The following is a 19,864-nucleotide window of genomic DNA, read 5'->3' on the forward strand; positions in this document are numbered from 1 at the left end:
AATAACCACAAACCAATAATGAATTACATTTCTCAAAAATTATCTATAAAGGAAAAAATAGGATACAGTTTAGGCGACCTGGCAGCAAATTTAGTTTTCCAGACCCTGATGACCTATTTGGCTTATTTCTATACGGATATCTACGGATTATCGCCAAGAGATTCTTCAATAATAATGCTGGTGGTGGGTTTAATTGCAGCCTTTATTTTTAATCCTATCATTGGTGTTTTGGCAGACAGAACCAGTACAAAATGGGGCAAGTTCAGACCCTGGATTTTAATTACTGCAATCCCTCTGGGTTTTATTGCGCTATTGGCTTTTACAACTCCTGATTTTTCTTATCACGGAAAAGTAATATATGCCATAGTAACCTACACTTTGTTACTGCTTTTTTATGCAGGTAACAATTTACCTTATTCTGCTTTAAGCGGAGTAATAACAGGTGATATGCGTGAGAGAAATAGTATGTCCTCGTATCGTTTTGTGGCAGTTATGTTTGCACAGTTTTTTGTTCAGGTTTTCATGCTTGGTATTATTAAAAGTGCCGGAAACGGAGATAAAGCTGTGGGTATCGAAAAAGTGATGACAGTACTGGCTATAATAGGTACGATCATGTTGTTGATCACATTTTTAACAACTAAGGAGCGTATTATTCCAAAGCCGGAACAAAAATCAAGTATTAAAGAAGATTTAAACGATTTAAAGAAAAATACGCCCTGGCTGATCATGCTAGCACTTACGACCTTGGTTTTTATAACCCTGGCAATGAAAGGAGGTTCATATGTGTACTATTTTGAAAACTATGTCAATAAAGAACAGTTGGCCCTTTTTATTCAGCCCATTTTAGAGGTGTTGTCCAATCTGGGATTAAATTATTTTGGAAACGATCCTGTGTCGGCGGGATTTGGATTGTTTAATGCTGGTGGTATTATCTTTATGATTGTCGGCATTACATTGTCTAAAAATCTTGCGGATAAATACGGAAAGCGAAATGTATTCAGATTGTTTTTATTTATTTCGACCCTATTTGTCCTTGCATTTTATTTCTTTCCGCCACAATCTATCAGTTTGATGTTTTTCTCCCAAATCCTGCACGGATTTTTTTACGGGATTACAATTCCAATTCTTTGGGCAATGATCGCAGATGTTGCTGATTACTCAGAATGGCTCAACAATCGTCGTGCAACGGCTATTATATTTTCGGCCATGATGGTGGGTTTAAAAGCGGGTTTGAGCATAGGGGGAGCCTTAACGACTTTATTTTTAGGATATTTTCATTATGTGCCAAACTCCGCATCGCAAACAGATACGGCTATAAACGGAATAAAATTATTGGTGAGTATTTTTCCTGCTATTCCATTTTTGGTTGGAGTTGCCTTGTTGTTTTTTTATAAAATCAATAAGAAAATGGAAACACAGATAGAAACTGACCTAAAACAAAGAAGAGCTTAATTATTTAAAATAAACATAAAAACGACTATGCCTGAAGATAGTATTGAAGAAATTAATTTTGAACAAATTAATAAATTAGCCATTTCGAAACCTTTAGTTTCGCACATCTACACGGCTGATCCATCAGCGCATGTATTCAACGGTAAGATTTATATTTATCCTTCCCATGATGTTGATGCCGGAATCCCATTCAATGATAATGGAGATCATTTTGGTATGGAAGATTATCATGTTTTTTCAATGGAAAACATTCAATCAGAAGTGGTAGATAATGGTGTTGCATTGCACGTAAGTGAGGTTGCATGGGCAGAAAAGCAAATGTGGGCGCCTGATGCAGCCTGTAAAAACGGAAAATATTATTTGTATTTCCCGGCTAAACGTGCTAACGGAATTTTCCAGATTGGCGTAGCTGTAAGCGATTCTCCAGTTGGACCTTTTTTGCCAGAACCTGATGCTATTAAAGCAAGTTATAGTATTGATCCGGCCGTTTTTGAGGACGAAGATGGTAAACATTATATTTATTTTGGCGGAATTTGGGGCGGACAGCTTCAAAAATACAGAAATAATAAATACGATCCTGATCATGAAGAGCCAACGGGCAACGAAGCCGCTTTAGGCCCTATTGTAGCCCTTTTAAGAGATGATATGTTGGAATTTGCAGAAGAGCCCAAAGAAATCAAAATAGTAGATAAAAACGGAGAGGTTTTAGCGGCCAATGACAATAATCGTCGTTTTTTCGAAGCTTCGTGGGTACACAAATACAATAACAAATATTATTTTTCGTATTCTACCGGAGATACTCATTTTATCTGTTATGCCATAGGAGATAATCCGTATGGGCCTTTTACGTATCAGGGAAGAATTTTGAATCCTGTTATAGGCTGGACTTCACATCATTCTATTTGTAAAGTCGATAACGATTGGTATTTATTTTACCACGATTCGAGTTTGTCAAAAGGAGTAACGCATTTAAGAAGTATGAAAATGACCAAAATTGATTATCTCGAAGATGGTACAATTGTAACTATAGATCCTTATGGCATAAGGAGAATGGTGGATTAAGATTTCGGTTTATGGTGAAAATAATAGTAATGCGCTAAAATTTTATTTTCTATGGAAAGGGGAGATGAGAAAGGAAAAAATGCTACCAGTCAATATCATTCAAAGAGAATAGAAATTGATTGTGTGATCTTTAATTTTGAAGGTGAAAGTCTGAAAGTTTTATTGGTCAAACACAAGGACAATCAGGGAAATTTAAAATTTGAACTCGCTAATGATTACATAAAAGAAGGGGAAACAATATCAGGTACTGCTCAGAATATTTTAAAAAAATACATTGGCGTTGATAATTCTTTTCTGGAACAATTGAAAGCTTTTGGCTGTCCATCTCCATCATCCTCTCAGGAAGATATTTCGATAGGGTATTATGCGATGGTAAAAAAAGATATCGAGGATATAGAAAATGATATTTTCAATCCAAATGTGGTATGGATTGGTATTAACGAAATTAAAGGTTTAAACGATAAGCATAAAGCAATTCTGGATTATAGTCTGAAAGAATTACGAAAGAATATTTGCAAAAGTGCCATTGGATTTAATTTGTTGCCCGAGAAATTTACTTTATTACAAGTCATTCACCTTTATGAAGAAATCCTCGGAATCGAGATCAATAAATCTAATTTTCGAAGAAAGATATTGCAAATGGATTTAGTGCACGATTCAAATGAAAAAGAAGAGGCTGTTTCGCACAGGGCTGCTAAACTTTACAGAATCAATTTAAAACAGCAGGAAATGCTATCGCAAAGAGAACTTAATTTTAATTTTTAAATTTATTATTACCAAGTCTTTTGATGGGTAAAATTAATGTGGGAATGTTTTTATAATTGTTTAATAAATATAAAAAATAATAGTTTTCTTGTGAATACATTTGCCTATATTAGCATACCAGAACAGAACAGTATGATAAACGAAAGTATAGAAAAATTTGTCTTTACAATAAATCACGAAAGTGATATTCCAAAATACCAGCAAATGGTCAACGGAATCAATAATGCGATAGCAGAGAATATTTTGCAAAAGGGAGATTTGCTTCCCTCAGTGAATAGTATTTGCAAAACAAATCAGTTGTCCAGAGATACGGTCTTTAAGGCATATTCTATTTTAAAAGATCAAAACAGCATTGATTCTGTACCCAATAAAGGCTATTATGTCTTGGGCGAAACCAGAAAAGTACTTTTGGTACTGGATACTTTTAAGGCATATAAAGAGGTTTTGTACCATTCGTTTGTAAACAATTTGGGAGATAATGTGATTACAGATGTGCAGTTTCATCATTATAATATTGATGTTTTTAAAACCATTATCAATAATAGCGTTGGAAAGTATTATAAATATGTGGTGATGAATTTTGACCATAAAGAGGTCTCGACAACCTTGGATGTGATTGCCAATGAAAAGTTGTTGCTGATCGATTGGAACATTCATACAAAAAAGAATAATAATTATGTTTTTCAGGATTTTGGCAAAGCATTTTATAAGGCGTTGGAACAGGCCGTTGATTTGTTTAAAAAGTATAAAAACATACAGTTTATTTATCCGGATTATACCAATCACCCAAAAGAGACATTGGAGTTTTTTAAGAAGTTTTGTGCCGATTTTAATTTTGAATACAAGGTTATTACAGATGCAAAAAAGTTCAGCATCGAAAAAGGAATTGCTTATGTCAGTGTGAGTGATCGCATTTTAGGGCACTTTTTAGAACAATGCAAAGAGAAAGATCTAGAACCCGGAGCAGATGTTGGTTTTTTGTCTTACAACGAAACGCCTATGAAGAAATTTATATACAAGGGGATCTCAGTTGTTTCGACTGATTTCAAGGAATTAGGAACAAAAGCGGCAGGATTTATCACAAACGATCAGGTGGTTCAGTATTATGTGCCAACAAGTTTAATTTTAAGAGAATCATTATAAATTATGTATTATATAGGGTATGATATCGGAAGTTCTTCAGTCAAGGTTGCCTTGACAGAAGCCGAAACAGGAAAAAAAATAATCGTTTTGCACGAACCGCAAAACGAAATGGAAATTGTGGCATTGCATCCCGATTGGGCAGAACAGGATCCTGAAATTTGGTGGCAGCATATCTGTGTGGCAACCAAAAGAGCGATTCGGGAAGCCAATATAGAAGCGTCTAAAATTCAGGGAATTGGTATTTCTTATCAAATGCACGGATTGGTTATTGTAGATAAACAATGCAATCCACTGCGTAATGCGATCATATGGTGTGACAGCCGTGCGGTTGAAATTGGCAATACTGCTTTCTCGGAGATCGGACAAGAAAAATGTATGGAACATTTGCTGAATTCCCCGGGAAATTTTACCGCCTCCAAACTAAAATGGGTAAAGGAAAATGAATCCGAAATTTACAATCAGGTTTACAAATACATGCTACCGGGAGATTATATCGCTTATAAATTGACCGGAGAGATTAGAACTACAAAAAACGGTTTGTCTGAAGGAATGCTCTGGGATTATAAAGAAAACAAAGTAGCCAATTGGTTGTTGGATTATTACGGAATCGATCAGTCCTTAACGCCGGATATTGTAGAGAATTTTACCAATCAGGGCGTTTTAAACGAAAAAGGCGCGAAAGAATCAGGACTTCCTATAGGTATCCCGGTGGTTTACAGAGCGGGAGATCAGCCCAATAATGCCTTGTCACTAAATGTATTAAATCCGGGCGAAGTGGCTGCAACTGGCGGCACATCAGGAGTTTTTTATGCGGTTGGCGAAATGAATTCTGGAAAAAGTACAAGAGTCAACAATTTTGTGCACGTAAATTACGAATTAGAAACGCCAAGAATTGGTAAATTATTAAACATCAATGGAGCCGGAATTCAGTACCGCTGGCTGCGAAACAATATGGGCGATGAAACCTATGAATCGATGAACCGAAAAGCATCTAAAATTGACGTTGGTTCAGAAGGGGTAGTAGTGATGCCCTTTGGGAATGGTGTCGAGCGTATGTTCAACAACAAAAACATCGGAACACACTTTTTGAACCTGAATTTGAATATTCACAATAATGCACATTTGTTCAGAGCTGCCTTAGAGGGAATTGCTTTTTCCTTTGTGTACGGGATGGAATGTCTAAAAGAAGATAACGCGACAATAAATGTGATTAGGGCCGGAAATGATAATTTATTTCGTTCAGAGATTTTTTCCAATACCGTCGCAACGTTAATTGGACACGAGATCGAAATTTATAATACAACAGGAGCCGTAGGAGCAGCAAGAGCGGTAGGTTTAAAAGATGGTGATTACAATAAATTTGGTTCAAGCATTACAACCAACGATCACGTTATGACCTTTTTGCCATTAAAAAATGCGGAACCCTACAAGAAGGCTTATCAAAAATGGAAACAAGAATTAGAATTTATATTAACACATAAAAAATAAAAAAAATGATAGTTTTAGGCAATAAAGAATACTACAAAGGTATTGGTCAAATTAAATTTGAAGGAAAAGATTCAGATAATCCATTAGCATTTAAATACTACAATCCGGATCAGCTTGTAGCGGGAAAAACAATGCGCGAACATTTTAGATTTGCCATTGCATACTGGCATACCTTCTGCGGACAAGGAAGTGATCCTTTTGGACCGGGAACACAAAATTTTGCATGGGATCAGTCATCAGACCCTATTCAGGCAGCGAAAGATAAAGCCGATGCTGCGTTTGAATTCATCAGCAAAATGGGCTTTGATTATTTCTGTTTTCACGATTATGATTTAGTTGCTGAGGGGCCAACATTTGCCGAATCTGAAAGACGTTTGGCAACAATTACAGAATATCTTAAACAGAAAAAAGCAGAATCTGGAATTAAATTGCTTTGGGGAACTTCAAACTGTTTCTCGAATCCAAGATTTATGAACGGCGCGGCAACAAACCCGGATTTTAACGTGGTAGCAAGAGCCGGAGGTCAGGTAAAACTGGCTTTGGATGCAACGATTGCTTTAGAGGGTGAAAACTATGTTTTCTGGGGCGGACGTGAAGGTTATATGTCTTTATTGAATACCGATATGGGAAGAGAACTGGATCACATGGCGCAATTCCTGACAATGTCAAGAGATTATGCAAGATCACAAGGTTTTAAAGGAACTTTCTTTATCGAGCCTAAACCAATGGAACCATCGAAACATCAATATGATTTTGACTCGGCAACTGCTATTGGATTCTTAAAAGAGTATGGTTTAGATAAAGATTTCAAAATCAATATCGAAGTAAACCATGCAACATTGGCACAACACACATTTCAGCATGAGCTAGAAGTAGCTGCAAAAGCTGGAATGTTAGGAAGTATCGATGCTAACAGAGGTGATTACCAAAATGGCTGGGATACAGACCAGTTCCCAAACAACATTCAGGAAACTACAGAAGCAATGCTGGTATTCTTAAAAGCTGGCGGATTACAAGGTGGTGGGGTAAATTTTGATGCTAAAATCAGAAGAAATTCAACAGATTTGGAAGATGTTTTCCTTGCTCATATTGGTGGTGCTGATACTTTTGCAAGAGCTTTATTGACAGCTGACAAAATTATCACTTCTTCTCCATACGAAAAACTGAGAAAAGAAAGATACAGCTCATTTGATTCAGGAAAAGGAAAAGATTTCGCTGATGGAAAATTAAACCTGAAAGATTTGTACGCGATCGCAAATGAAAATGGAGAATTAAATCTTCAAAGTGGAAAACAAGAATTGTTTGAAAATATTATCAATCAATATATTTAAAAAAAAGAAAGAGCTAACAGTTTTTTTAAAGCTGTTGGTTCTTCTTAATAACATTAGTGAGGAAAAATGATCAGCAAGAAAACAGTATCTTTATGTGATAGCTGTAGAAAGTTAATCTCTTTGTTGCTTTTCAGACAAGATATTATTTTTTCTTTCAGATCAAAACTATGAGAATGTGTATTAAGATTATGATTGAATTTTAAAGATATGAATTCTGGAATAGATTAGGGTTAGTTGCTATTTTTTAATTCAGAAATTTAAAACAAAGTCATTTAATAAAATAAGGATTAGGTTATTTTTATTAATGTTTTTTGAAGAATAAAATCGAGATACACATTTTTACTCACTACATTTTACTATTAAACCAAATTTAACTACAAACTATGAAATTTTTTATTGATACCGCTAATTTAGAAGATATTAAAGAAGCACAAGCGTTAGGTGTTCTGGATGGCGTTACGACAAATCCGTCCTTAATGGCTAAAGAAGGCATTACCGGAAAAGACAATATTTTAAAACATTACTTAGACATTTGTTCTATTGTCGATGGTGATGTTTCGGCAGAAGTAATTTCGACAGATTTTGAAGGAATGATCAGGGAAGGTGAGGAACTTGCTGCTTTGCATCGGCAGATCGTGGTCAAATTGCCAATGATTGCCGATGGTGTAAAAGCCTGTAAATATTTCTCTTCCAAAGGCATCAAAACCAATGTTACCTTGGTGTTTTCGGCAGGGCAAGCTTTGCTGGCTGCAAAAGCCGGAGCGACTTATGTATCACCTTTTTTAGGAAGGCTGGACGATATCTCTACTGACGGAATGCATTTAATTGCCGAAATCAGAGAGATTTACGATAACTACAATTATCAAACACAAATACTCTCAGCCTCCATCAGACATACGATGCATATTGTAAACTGTGCAAAAATAGGATCGGATGTAATGACAGGACCACTTTCTGCAATTAAAGGATTGTTGAAACATCCTTTGACAGATATTGGTTTGAATCAATTTATCGAAGACGCTAAAAAGATGAAACTATAAACTTTTAGTAATGAGTATTCTATAATTTTTTAGAGAGAAATACTATAAATTATAATAGCTAAAAACCTCCTTTCAATATCATTTTGAAAGGAGGTTTTTGGTATTCTAGGAACAACCGATTGCTTCTTTTGTTTAATTTTCGATTTCTTTTTTAGAAACTCGCATATTTGTTATGTAATTACTTAAGCAACCAGTTGTATTTTTAGCTTTTTTAACAGTATTTATATTTCAATAATAGTATTTATTCTAAAATTAGTAAGCTTTGTATTCTTTTATGATTTTTTTAATAAATGCCCAATAACGTCGTTAACTTTTTAAATTTTAGTTCAAAAAAAATCGTTTATATATGGATAATTTATTTTTTTAATATTAAAATTGAACAGAATGTTTTTTAGTGTAGCTTTTTTTTGGTAATTCGTAAATAAAATTATAAACAACCGATTGTGTATTAATTGTTTTTTTTATATTTGTTACTAATACACTTATTAACTCAACCAAAATTTAATTTTAACTATCTAACATCAATTTTTATGACTAACTTTTTTGTTACAAGTAAATTGAAGCATCAAAAATGCTTTTATTTTTTGATCTTAATGTTTGCGCTGTCGCTCCATTCTGGTGCACAGACAAAAGTTACCGGAACCGTATCAGATGCCAATGGTCCAATTCCTGGTGCTAATGTAAATTTGAAAGGAACAAAAACTGGCGTAAGTACAGGTTTTGACGGTACTTATTCTATCGATGCGCCTTCTAATGGTATTCTTGTTTTCAGTTTTATAGGTTTAAAAAACAAAGAAATAGCCTTAAACGGACAAACTCAGGTGAGTGTAAAACTAGAAGAAGATGCGGGTATTCTAAAAGAAGTAGTAGTTATTGGATACGGAACGCAAAGAAAAGAAGCCGTAACAGGATCTGTAGCATCTATTGGAGGAAGCGAATTGAATGAAGTACCGGCTGCCAACGTAACTCAGGCACTGCAAGGAAGACTTGCGGGTGTAGATCTAACGCAGACTTCGACAAAACCGGGAGCTGCCATGCAAATTCGTATACGCGGTACCAGATCTTTAACCGGAAGTAATGACCCATTAATCGTTTTAGACGGAGTTCCGTTTGCTGGTTCTATCGGAGATATAAATCCTGTAGATATTAAATCTGTAGACGTTTTAAAAGATGCATCGGCAACAGCAATTTATGGTTCGCGTGGTGCAAACGGAGTAATATTAATTACAAGTAATAAAGGACGTAAAAATCAAAAAGCGACATTTACTTATAACGGATTCAGTGGTATCAAGCAGGTTTTTGGTAAATACGATATGATGGATGGTGCCAAATTTGCAGCACTTCGCGATTATTCTACTTTGTATACAGATGGTATTGATGAATCTAGAGATACCAATACAGACTGGCAGAAGTCGCTTTACGGCGCTGGTGAAATGGTGAGTCATGACGTAAGTGTTTCCGGAGGTACGGAGCGAGGAGCCTATAATGCAGGTTTGGGGTATTATAAAGAAGAATCTGTTTTGCCTGGCCAGAAATACGAGCGTTACAGTATTAGAGCAGGTTTAGATCAGCAGTTAGGTGGAGCTTTTCGTATGGGATTTAATACCAATAGTAACTATGCTGTTACCAACGGAGATAACATAGGTACAGGAACAGTTTTAGGTACTTCTCCCTTAGCCAATCCTTACAATCCTGATGGATCCCTGAAAAGAACCGTTAGAATGGGAGCAGATGAAAACTGGGTGTACACCAGAGAATCCATTAATAATTTAGGAGAATCGTATGTAAACCAAACCAGAGCTTTTAGTTCTTATAATAATATTTTTGCCGAGGTGAAAATACCGGGAGTCGAAGGTTTGAAATATCGTATGAATACAGGTTTAAATTTACGTTTGTCTAATAGTGGTTATTATGAAGGACAAGGAGTATTTGATGTGAATCCTACTACTATTTCTAATGCATCGATCAGCAATACATTATCGACACAATGGCTTATCGAAAATTTGATCACATACGATAAAACTTTTGCCGAAAAACATACTGTAAATTTTGTTGGATTATATTCAAATGAGCAGTTTACAGGAAATACTTCTCAAGTGTCAAGAAACGGAATCACGTCAGATGCATTTCAGTTTTACAACTTAGGACAGAGTGAAGAAGAAGCAGTAATAAACCCTGCCAATCAGGATTACACGCAATGGGGATTAAGTTCTTATATGGCCAGAGCGATGTATTCATACGATAATAAATATTTTATTTCAGGAACAATACGTTCAGATGGTTCATCAAGATTAGCCAAAGGAAATAAATGGGTAACATATCCCGCTGTTTCTGCAGGATGGACACTTTCAAATGAATCTTTTATGAAAAAAGTTTCATGGGTTAATTTAGTGAAATTACGCGCAGGATACGGAGAAACATCCAATCAGGCTGTAGATCCCTACCAAACTTTGGGAGCTTTAAGTACAAGACCTTATAATTTTGGAACAACAAATTCAACAGGAGTATATGTTACAACATTGCCTAATCCGGATTTAGGATGGGAATATTCAACCACATGGAATTACGGATTGGATTTTGCATTTCTGAACAATCGCTTGTCAGGAACAATCGAATATTATAAAACCAATACAAAAGATTTGCTGCAAAGAGTAAATCTTCCGGCAACAGCAGGAGTTAGCAGTTATGTAGGCAATGTTGGTGAAACTGAAAACAAAGGTTATGAAATAGCTTTAAACGGAGTTATCCTTGATAATCCAAAAGGGTTGAGCTGGAGCGTTGGGTTTAATTTATATGCCAATCAAAACAAGTTAGTAAAACTTGCTTCGGGAGCACAAAGAGACGAGTCAAATTCATGGTTTGTAGGTTATAATATCAATTCTATTTATGATTACGAAAAAGTAGGTATCTGGCAGGAAGGCGATCCGTACATGTCTACATTAGAACCAGGACCAACGGGTATCAACCAACAAGGAACCGTAGTAGGATCTATCAAAGTTAAATATACAGGAGATTTTAATCCTGATGGTACACCAACACGCGCCATTAACGCAAGTGACAGGCAAATAATCGAAACAGACCCGGATTTTCAGGGAGGTTTCAATACCAATTTAACGTATAAAGGTTTTGATTTTTCTGCTGTTGGAGCATTCAAAAGCGGCGGTGTATTAATCAGTACACTTTATGGGGGTAATAGTTACTTAAACCTTTTAAATGGAAGAAGAAGTAATGTGGATGTAGATTACTGGACACCGGAAAACAGAGATGCTGAATTCCCTAATCCAAGAGGAATTAGAAGTGGTGACAACCCAAAATACATGTCAACAATGGGTTATTTTGATGCCTCTTACGTAAAAATCAGAGCCTTAACACTTGGATATACTTTAGATCAGGAATTTATGAGAAATTTAGGTATCGAAAAACTAAGACTTTATTTTACAGCTCAAAATCCTTTTGTGCTTTTTTCTCCTTATAACAGAAAGTCTGGAATGGATCCTGAAACAAATTCTTTTGGAGATGAAAATCAGGCAGTAAATTCATACCAACGCAGGTTTTTGGTTATTGGAACCAATACTCCTTCTACCAGAAACTTTTTATTCGGACTTAATTTAACATTTTAATCAAGAAGAACCATGAAACGACATATTTTTAAAAATTTAATTATAGGATCAGTAGCTTTGTTCTCCTTTGCGGGCTGCTCTGATATTTTAGAAGAAAAACCACATGATTTTTATGAGCCTGGTTATTTTAAAACAGAACAGGGAGTTTTACAAGGATTAACCTCGCATTATGCACATTTACGCTGGATATACGGACAGGCGTATTATTACAATTCTGTTCAGACTGGTACAGATGAAAATACATATGGTCAGCAAGCCGACGGAAATTTCAAAGATCATGATTTATCAGGAGTTGGAATTATAAATGCCACCTCAAGCAGAGCCGATGTGGTATGGAATAATTCCTATAACGATATCAATACCGCCAGCGGAATTATCGAAAATGCGGCTGCAGTAGGTATCGCAAATAGTCTAATTGCCGAATCTAAATTTTTCAGGGCTTTTGATTATTTTTTACTGGTACAGAATTTTGGAGGTGTTCCTTTAGATTTAGGCGCGGGCGAACTTAAATTTAATAGTAAACCGTCCAGATCTTCAAAACGAAATACCGTAACAGAGGTATATACCAAAGCTATTTTTCCGGATTTAGTAGCAGCAGTAAACGAACTTCCTGATGCGCCAAGATTAACAGGTACGGCAACCAAAACTTTGGCTCGTTTAATGTTATCAAAAGCTTATTTGACTTATGCCTGGTGGTTAGAAAATCCAAACAATATTCCTACCTATCCTGATACGCCAAGAACAGATCCTGACGGACACAATGCACAATGGTATTTTCAACAAGCCTATAACGTAGCTTTAGAAGGAATTAATAATCCGGGATCTTATGCATTATTGCCTTATTATTATGATGTAAATTTAGGATCTAATGATCGTAATAAAGAATTAATGCTTTATGCAGACCATACAGAGGCAAGCGAATATTATAACGGTGCAAGCCTTACTTACGGAAGTGGTGGTTCGCCTGATAATTTTGCAGGTTGGATGGGAACTTTTAATTATACATCTATAAGAAGTAAAAATGCTTCAGGAGCAGCGGTTTCGACCGTACAGAGAGCAGCAGACCAATTTTTAGGACGTCCGTGGGTGAGAATGGTACCGCCTATCGAAGTCTTTACCAAAACTTTTGCAGATAAAACAAACGATTCAAGATATGACGGAACATTTGCAGCGGTTTACCGTGGAAACTGGAATTTACTTGGAACTGGGTTAACTGATGTGGCAACATTATATAATGCCAATGGATTACCGGTAAAACCAGGCGATGCGATTGTAACTTTTCTTAATGATGAACCAGCTACGCCCATTGCATATCCTACCGGAGCAGGCGATAATGGTGTGGGCGCCGGAGTTTTACCAGGCAGATCTGATTATGTAATTTCTCCATTGGGAATAAACAGAATAGTATATCCGGGTTTATGGAAATTAGGACCATATCGTACTGATAATGCCGGAGGATTAGGACAGCCAAATGCAGGAAGTACAAGACCTTATCCAGTGGCTAAATTTTCAGAACTTTATTTTGTTGCGGCAGAAGCTGCAGTAAAAGGGGCGACCGGTGCTATATCAGCAAGAGATCTTATCAATGTAATTAGAGCAAGAGCAGGAAAATGGCGTTGGGATAATAATGGTAAAGTAGCAAAAACAGCAGACAATAGCGCTTTACTAACAAGTGCAACTCCTGCCATTATTGATATTAATTATATTCTGGCAGAACGTTCGCGTGAATATTACGGAGAAGGATATCGCTGGTACGATTTGGTAAGAACTCAAAAATGGAATGAAATTGCCGGAAAATATACAATTGGCGGATCAAATTACGGACAGCATACACCAGAGGTCGTTACCAGAACTATAGAACCGCATCATTACTTGCGTCCAATACCTCAGGGTCAGATAGATGGTATGGAAATGTCAGCAGCAGAGAAGGCTGCTTATCAAAATCCAGGATATTAATATCTTGGTAAAAGAAGCAAATTTTACCGTAGTTATAGGTGTTAATTTTACAGAATAGCTTATAAGTTGGTTTGTAAATTTGCTTTAGTTTGAAGCCGGGGGATAATTCCCTCGGCTTTTAAATTATGAATTCAGTGACAATTTTCAGGTCTCTTAAATGTGCTTTTTAGTTATTTAAGAGCTTTTAATAATTAATGAACAATTACAAATGAAGCCGCAAAAAATATTTTTCTTATTAGCATTATTGTTTCTTTTCTCTTTTAAAGTAATAGGTGCAAATGACACTATTGTAAAAAAACAAAGTAAAAAGCCAGCTATTTTTTCTAATGTTATTTATCAGGGAGACGACGATATTTATAAAAAGAATCCATTAAAATCAGATGAATTTTATTCGCCAATTCTTCAGGGATGTTATCCGGATCCCGCTATAACCAGAAAAGGTGATGATTATTATATGGCATGTTCCTCATTTGCGATGTTTCCGGGCGTGCCCATTTTCCATTCTAAAGATTTAGTGAATTGGACAGACCTGGGAGGCGTGTTAAATAAAGTCTCCGAATTCAATCCGCATGACACGAGCATCAGCCAGGGTGTATACGCTCCTGGCATTACTTATAATCCGCATAATGATACGTTCTATATGATTGTAACAGCATTTTCAGGAGGTCTGGGCAATATAATAGTAAAAACGAAAGACCCGATGAAAGGCTGGGGAAGCCCAATAAAATTAGGTTTTGACGGAATCGATCCGTCTATATTTTTTGATGATAACGGTAAAGGTTACATTGTTCATAATGACGCTCCCAATAAAGGAAAAGAACTCTATCAGGGACATCGTGTTATTAAAGTTTGGGAATACGATCTGGAAAAAGATCAGGTTATTCCGGGAACAGATAAAATTATTGTAGATGGCGGAGTAGATCTTTCGAAAAAACCAATCTGGATTGAGGCGCCTCATTTGTATAAAAAAGGCGGTCATTATTATTTAATGTGCGCTGAAGGCGGTACAGGCGGAAATCACAGTGAAGTTATTTTTATTAGTGAAAGCCCAAAAGGACCTTTTAAACCGGCATCAAACAACCCGATTCTTACACAAAGATATTTTCCTCAGGACAGAAAAGATAAAGTAGATTGGGCTGGACATGCCGATTTAGTTCTTGGACCAGATAATAAATATTACGGTGTATTTTTAGGCATTCGCCCGAATGAGAAAGACAGAGTAAATACAGGACGCGAAACTTTTATGCTTCCGGTAGACTGGTCGGGTGTTTTTCCGGTATTTGAAAACGGATTAGTGCCTTTAGAACCAAAAATAAAAATGCCAAAAGGCGTTACTGAAAATAAAGCTGGCAAAGCTGGATTTTTCCCTAACGGAAATTTTACATTTACCGAAGATTTTACTTCTGATAAATTAGATTACAGATGGATCGGACTCAGAGGCCCACGTGAAAATTTTATTTCGGTAACCAAAAAAGGACTTCAAATCAATCCTTTCGAAGTAAATATAAAAGAACTGAAACCTACTTCGACACTTTTTTACAGACAAATGCACAACACCTTCTCGTTTGCCACGACAATAGAGTACAAACCAGCATCTGAAAAAGATTTGGCAGGAATTACATGCCTGCAAAACGAGGGTTTTAATTATGTTTTTGGCATCACCAAAAAAGGAAAAGACACCTATATTTTATTAGAAAGAACAGAAAAAGGACAGTCGAAAATAATTGCAAGTGCTAAAATAGAAATCAAAAAAAATGTACGATTACAGGTAAAAGCAACGGGAGATAATTACGAATTTAGTTATGCCTTAAACGGTACTGATTTTAAAAAATTAGGGGAAAGCGTTTCGGGAGATATTCTTTCAACGAATTTGGCAGGAGGATTTACAGGAGCATTACTAGGATTATATGCCACGGCTTCAAATGATGCTCAACCGCAATAAAAAACAAAATATGAAAAAGGAACATTTTAAATGGTTGTTGTTTTTACAACTCTTCCTTTTGGTTTGTCAGTCCCATCAGTCAACGGTAATGGCTCAAGGCAAATCAAAAACAGAGAATTGGGTAGGAACCTGGGCTTGCGCGCAAATGTTGGTTGAACCCAACAATATGCCACCCGCTCCGGGGCTTTCAGAAAATACGCTTCGACAAGTTTTTAGGGTTTCTATTGGAGGAAAACGTATGAGACTGCGTTTTTCTAATATATTCAGCGATCAGCCAACGGTTTTAAAATCGGTTAGCGTGGCCAATGTTGTCAATGCGCCAATGATTGATCCCAAAACTCAAAAAGAACTTCGTTTTAATGGAAATTCGGGAATAGCAATAAATCCGGAGCAGGAAGTGTTTTCTGATGCTTTTGATTTTGAATTACAGCCAGGTCAGCTTTTGGCCATTACGATTCATTACGGAAATACTTCGCAAAAAACATCAGGACATCCCGGTTCACGAACCACTTCTTATATTCTTGAGGGAGATCAAATTCAAAACGCAGCTTTTGATGGCGCTGTAAAAACAGATCATTGGTATTCGATTATGGGATTGGATGTTGTGGCGGATAAATATGCTGCGAATATCGTTTGTTTGGGAAATTCCATTACAGACGGACGCGGATCGGGAACCAACAAACAAAATCGATGGACAGATATTTTATCTGCACGATTATCTGCTAATAAAAAAACAGAAAAAATTGGCGTTTTGAATTTAGGAATTGGAGGGAATTGTGTTGTTAAAGGTGGATTAGGGCCAACAGCCCTGGATCGTTTTGACAGAGATGTACTGTCTCAAAAAGGCACAAAATGGCTCGTAATTCTGGAAGGAATTAACGACATTGGAGGAATTAAAAATCCCGAGGATGCACCAATAAAAGCGCAGGAACTTATTGAAGCTTATAAAGTCATGATCAACAAAGCACATGCAAAAGGAATTAAAGTCTACGGCTGTACCATTTTGCCCTTTGCCAAATCATTTTATGATGCTCCTCACAAACAAGAAGCAAGAGATATTGTAAACGCATGGATCAGAACTAGTAAAGCCTTTGATGCTATAATTGATTTTGATAAAGCAATGGTTGCAGAAGAAGGTTCAAAAACGATTTTATCGAACCTTCACGACGGTGATTTTTTGCATCCAAATGAATCAGGTTATGCTAAAATGGGAGAAACAGTAGAACTCAATTTATTTAAATAACAGTTTGCATATTTAGAATTCGATTAAAATAATTTTTTGACAATAAAATACAGCTAAAAAATGAAATCAATACTTAGGTTTTTCGCATTTACGATTCTTTTTTCAATAGCACAAAAAGGGTATTCTCAAGATCCTAATTTTCATGTTTATCTGAGTTTTGGTCAGTCAAATATGGAAGGGTATGCCAAAATAGAACCGCAGGATAAATTGGGTGTCGATGATCGATTTCAGGTTTTACAGGCAGTGGATTGTCCTGAACTAAAACGCGAAAAAGGAAATTGGTATACGGCCATACCGCCATTGTGCCGTTGCAGTACCGGACTAACACCAGTGGATTATTTTGGACGAAATCTACTGGCCAATCTCCCAAAAAATATAAAAGTAGGCGTTATTAATGTAGCGGTTGGAGGCTGTAAAATTGAACTTTTTGACAAAGATAAAACAGCACAATATGTGGCAACAGCACCAGACTGGATGAAAGGCATACTACAAGAATATGATGGGAATCCGTATGCAAGATTGGTTGAATTGGCAAAAATAGCACAGAAAAAAGGAGTCATTAAAGGTATTTTACTGCATCAGGGCGAATCGAATACCGGCGATACACTTTGGCCAAAAAAGGTAAAAATCGTCTACGATAATTTGATAAAAGACCTGAATCTGGATCCGAAAAAAGTGCCGTTGCTTTCAGGCGAAACCGTAAATGAAGACCAGAACGGTAAATGTGGCAGCATGAATAAAATTATTGCGACACTTCCAAAAACGATTCCCAATTCGTATATCATTTCATCAAAAGGATGTACAGCAGAGGCTGATTTTTTACATTTTAATGCAGCAGGTTACAGAGAATTAGGACGACGTTATGCTGATAAAATGCTTTGGTTATTGGGATATAAATTCTTTGAGGGAAAATCACCTTTCATAGTACAGGCGCCACTTGGTTTTGATCAGTTCAATACCAATATTCCGATAGGAAAAGTAGAAACGATTACTTATGAATCTAAAACGGTTGGATCAACAAGAAAAGCCACAATTTATACGCCTCCCGGATTCAGTAAAAAGAAAAAATATCCTGTATTATATCTTTTGCACGGGATAGGAGGCGATGAAAAAGAATGGTTAAACGGAGCAAATCCGCAAATTATATTGGATAATCTTTACGCAGAAGCAAAAATTGAACCCATGATTGTAGTCATGCCAAACGGCAGGGCAATGAAAGAGGATAGTGCGACAGGCAACATAATGGCGCCCGATAAAGTACAGGCTTTTGCTGTGTTCGAAAAAGATTTATTAAACGACCTGATTCCGTTTATCGAAAAAAAATACCCCGTCCTGAAAGACAGAGAACACCGCGCCATCGCAGGATTGTCAATGGGGGCAGGACAATCTTTAAATTTCGGATTAGGGAATTTAGATAAATTTGCCTGGGTGGGCGCATTCTCGGCAGCTCCAAATACTAAAATTCCCGAGGAATTGCTTCCTGATCCGGAAATAGCAAAAAAGAAATTAAAACTGCTTTGGATTTCCTGTGGAGATAACGACTGGCTTATCGAAAACAGTAAGCGAACACACGATTATTTATACAAAAATGATGTGCCGCACATCTATTATATCGAGCCCGGAGTACATGATTTTAAAGTGTGGAAAAACGGTTTGTATATGTTTTCACAATTTTTATTTAAGCCTGTCGATCAATCGAGTTTTGCAGCTTACAGCATTTTGGGCAATCCCGCACAAACCAATATTCGTACTGCAAAATATCCTCAAATATTACCCGATAATAAGGTGCTTTTCAAAGTCAATGCTCCCGAAGCGTCAAAAGTACAAATCGATTTGGGCAAAAAATATGATATGACCAGAGATTCTGAAGGATTTTGGACGGTCACTACAGATGTAATCAACAAAGGATTTAATTATTATTCCCTGCTTATTGATGCTGTGGCTCTTGCAGATCCGTCAAGTCAGACATTTTATGGGATGGGGCGCATGGCAAGCGGTATCGAAATTCCAAATAAGGAAGGTGATTTTTATGCTTTAAAAGATATTCCGCACGGTGATATCAGAATTAAAAAATACTTTTCAAAAGCAACTAATTCGTGGCGCGAAATGTATGTTTATACACCGCCGGGTTACGAAAATGCTACAGAAAAATATCCGGTTTTATATCTTTTGCACGGCGGAGGTGAAGACCAAACAGGCTGGGCAAGTCAGGGAAAAGCAAATTTAATATTAGATAATTTAATTGCTGAAAATAAAGCAAAACCCATGATCATCGCAATGCTCGACGGCAATATGGGAAATACAGGGGGAGTTGCAGGTTTTAATGAAAATGCATTAAAAGCTTTTGAAAATGAATTAAAAACCGGAGCAATACCTTTTGTAGAAAGCAATTTTAAAGTTGAGAAAGATGCTAAAAACAGAGCTTTGGCAGGATTATCAATGGGAGGTTTGCAAACGCTTTATGCGGGCGTTAAAAATTCTGATCTGTTTTCTTATATAGGCGTATTTAGTTCAGGTTGGTGGGCCAATAATACGATTTTATCAGAACCGCAATATGAGTTTATGAAAAATAATGTAGGGATGATTAATGCCAACATCAAAGAATTTTGGATTTCTATGGGTGGCAAAGAAGATATTGCTTATGAAAATTGCAAAATAATGATAAAAAAGTTCGACCAGCTCGGAATCAAATATAAATACAGCGAATATCCTGGCGGACATGCCTGGCCAGTGTGGAGACACGATTTATTTATGTTTGCGCCATTATTATTTCAGCAGCAATAAAGATTTTAAAATAGTAATTGAATTCCATAATAATAAAG

At 36.4% G+C, this 19,864-nt stretch carries 12 protein-coding genes; all 12 read left to right on the plus strand.

Annotation, left to right across the window (positions count from 1 at the left end; genetic code table 11):
- The first annotated feature begins 18 nt into the window (after positions 1-18).
- The 12 genes from GIY83_RS07060 (at position 19) to GIY83_RS07115 (ending at position 19,826) form a co-directional block, all read left to right on the plus strand.
- Positions 19-1,452, plus strand: a complete 1,434-nt coding sequence (locus GIY83_RS07060) for an MFS transporter (protein ID WP_194619155.1) — start codon at positions 19-21, stop codon at positions 1,450-1,452.
- 27 nt (positions 1,453-1,479) lie between these two features.
- Positions 1,480-2,514, plus strand: a complete 1,035-nt coding sequence (locus tag GIY83_RS07065) for a glycoside hydrolase family 43 protein (protein WP_194619157.1) — start codon at positions 1,480-1,482, stop codon at positions 2,512-2,514.
- 51 nt (positions 2,515-2,565) lie between these two features.
- Positions 2,566-3,279, plus strand: a complete 714-nt coding sequence (locus GIY83_RS07070; RefSeq protein WP_194619159.1) for an NUDIX domain-containing protein — start codon at positions 2,566-2,568, stop codon at positions 3,277-3,279.
- Between the two features lie 132 nt (positions 3,280-3,411).
- On the plus strand, positions 3,412-4,422 hold the full coding sequence (locus tag GIY83_RS07075; RefSeq protein WP_208685984.1) for a GntR family transcriptional regulator: 1,011 nt from the start codon (positions 3,412-3,414) through the stop codon (positions 4,420-4,422).
- A gap of 3 nt (positions 4,423-4,425) precedes the next feature.
- Entirely contained in the window at positions 4,426-5,910 is a 1,485-nt protein-coding gene (locus GIY83_RS07080) for a xylulokinase (RefSeq protein WP_208685986.1), read from the plus strand.
- A gap of 5 nt (positions 5,911-5,915) precedes the next feature.
- Positions 5,916-7,241: a xylose isomerase gene (gene xylA, locus GIY83_RS07085; protein WP_194619165.1), complete on the plus strand. Its 1,326-nt coding sequence runs from the start codon at positions 5,916-5,918 to the stop codon at positions 7,239-7,241.
- A 383-nt stretch (positions 7,242-7,624) separates the two neighbouring features.
- On the plus strand, positions 7,625-8,281 hold the full coding sequence (gene fsa, locus GIY83_RS07090; protein ID WP_208685988.1) for a fructose-6-phosphate aldolase: 657 nt from the start codon (positions 7,625-7,627) through the stop codon (positions 8,279-8,281).
- Between the two features lie 530 nt (positions 8,282-8,811).
- Positions 8,812-11,901, plus strand: a complete 3,090-nt coding sequence (locus tag GIY83_RS07095) for a TonB-dependent receptor (protein ID WP_208685991.1) — start codon at positions 8,812-8,814, stop codon at positions 11,899-11,901.
- A 12-nt stretch (positions 11,902-11,913) separates the two neighbouring features.
- Positions 11,914-13,857: a RagB/SusD family nutrient uptake outer membrane protein gene (locus GIY83_RS07100; protein ID WP_208685993.1), complete on the plus strand. Its 1,944-nt coding sequence runs from the start codon at positions 11,914-11,916 to the stop codon at positions 13,855-13,857.
- A 208-nt stretch (positions 13,858-14,065) separates the two neighbouring features.
- The gene (locus GIY83_RS07105; RefSeq protein ID WP_208685995.1) at positions 14,066-15,799 is read left to right on the plus strand and encodes a glycoside hydrolase family 43 protein; all 1,734 of its coding nucleotides are present in this window, start codon (positions 14,066-14,068) and stop codon (positions 15,797-15,799) included.
- Between the two features lie 10 nt (positions 15,800-15,809).
- A complete protein-coding gene (locus GIY83_RS07110; RefSeq protein WP_208685997.1) occupies positions 15,810-17,042 on the plus strand; it encodes an SGNH/GDSL hydrolase family protein in 1,233 nt (410 codons plus the stop codon).
- Between the two features lie 60 nt (positions 17,043-17,102).
- On the plus strand, positions 17,103-19,826 hold the full coding sequence (locus GIY83_RS07115; RefSeq protein WP_208685999.1) for an alpha/beta hydrolase-fold protein: 2,724 nt from the start codon (positions 17,103-17,105) through the stop codon (positions 19,824-19,826).
- Positions 19,827-19,864: the final 38 nt, after the last annotated feature.

This window comes from Flavobacterium sp. SLB02 (genome assembly GCF_009664855.1).
GTDB lineage: Bacteria > Bacteroidota > Bacteroidia > Flavobacteriales > Flavobacteriaceae > Flavobacterium.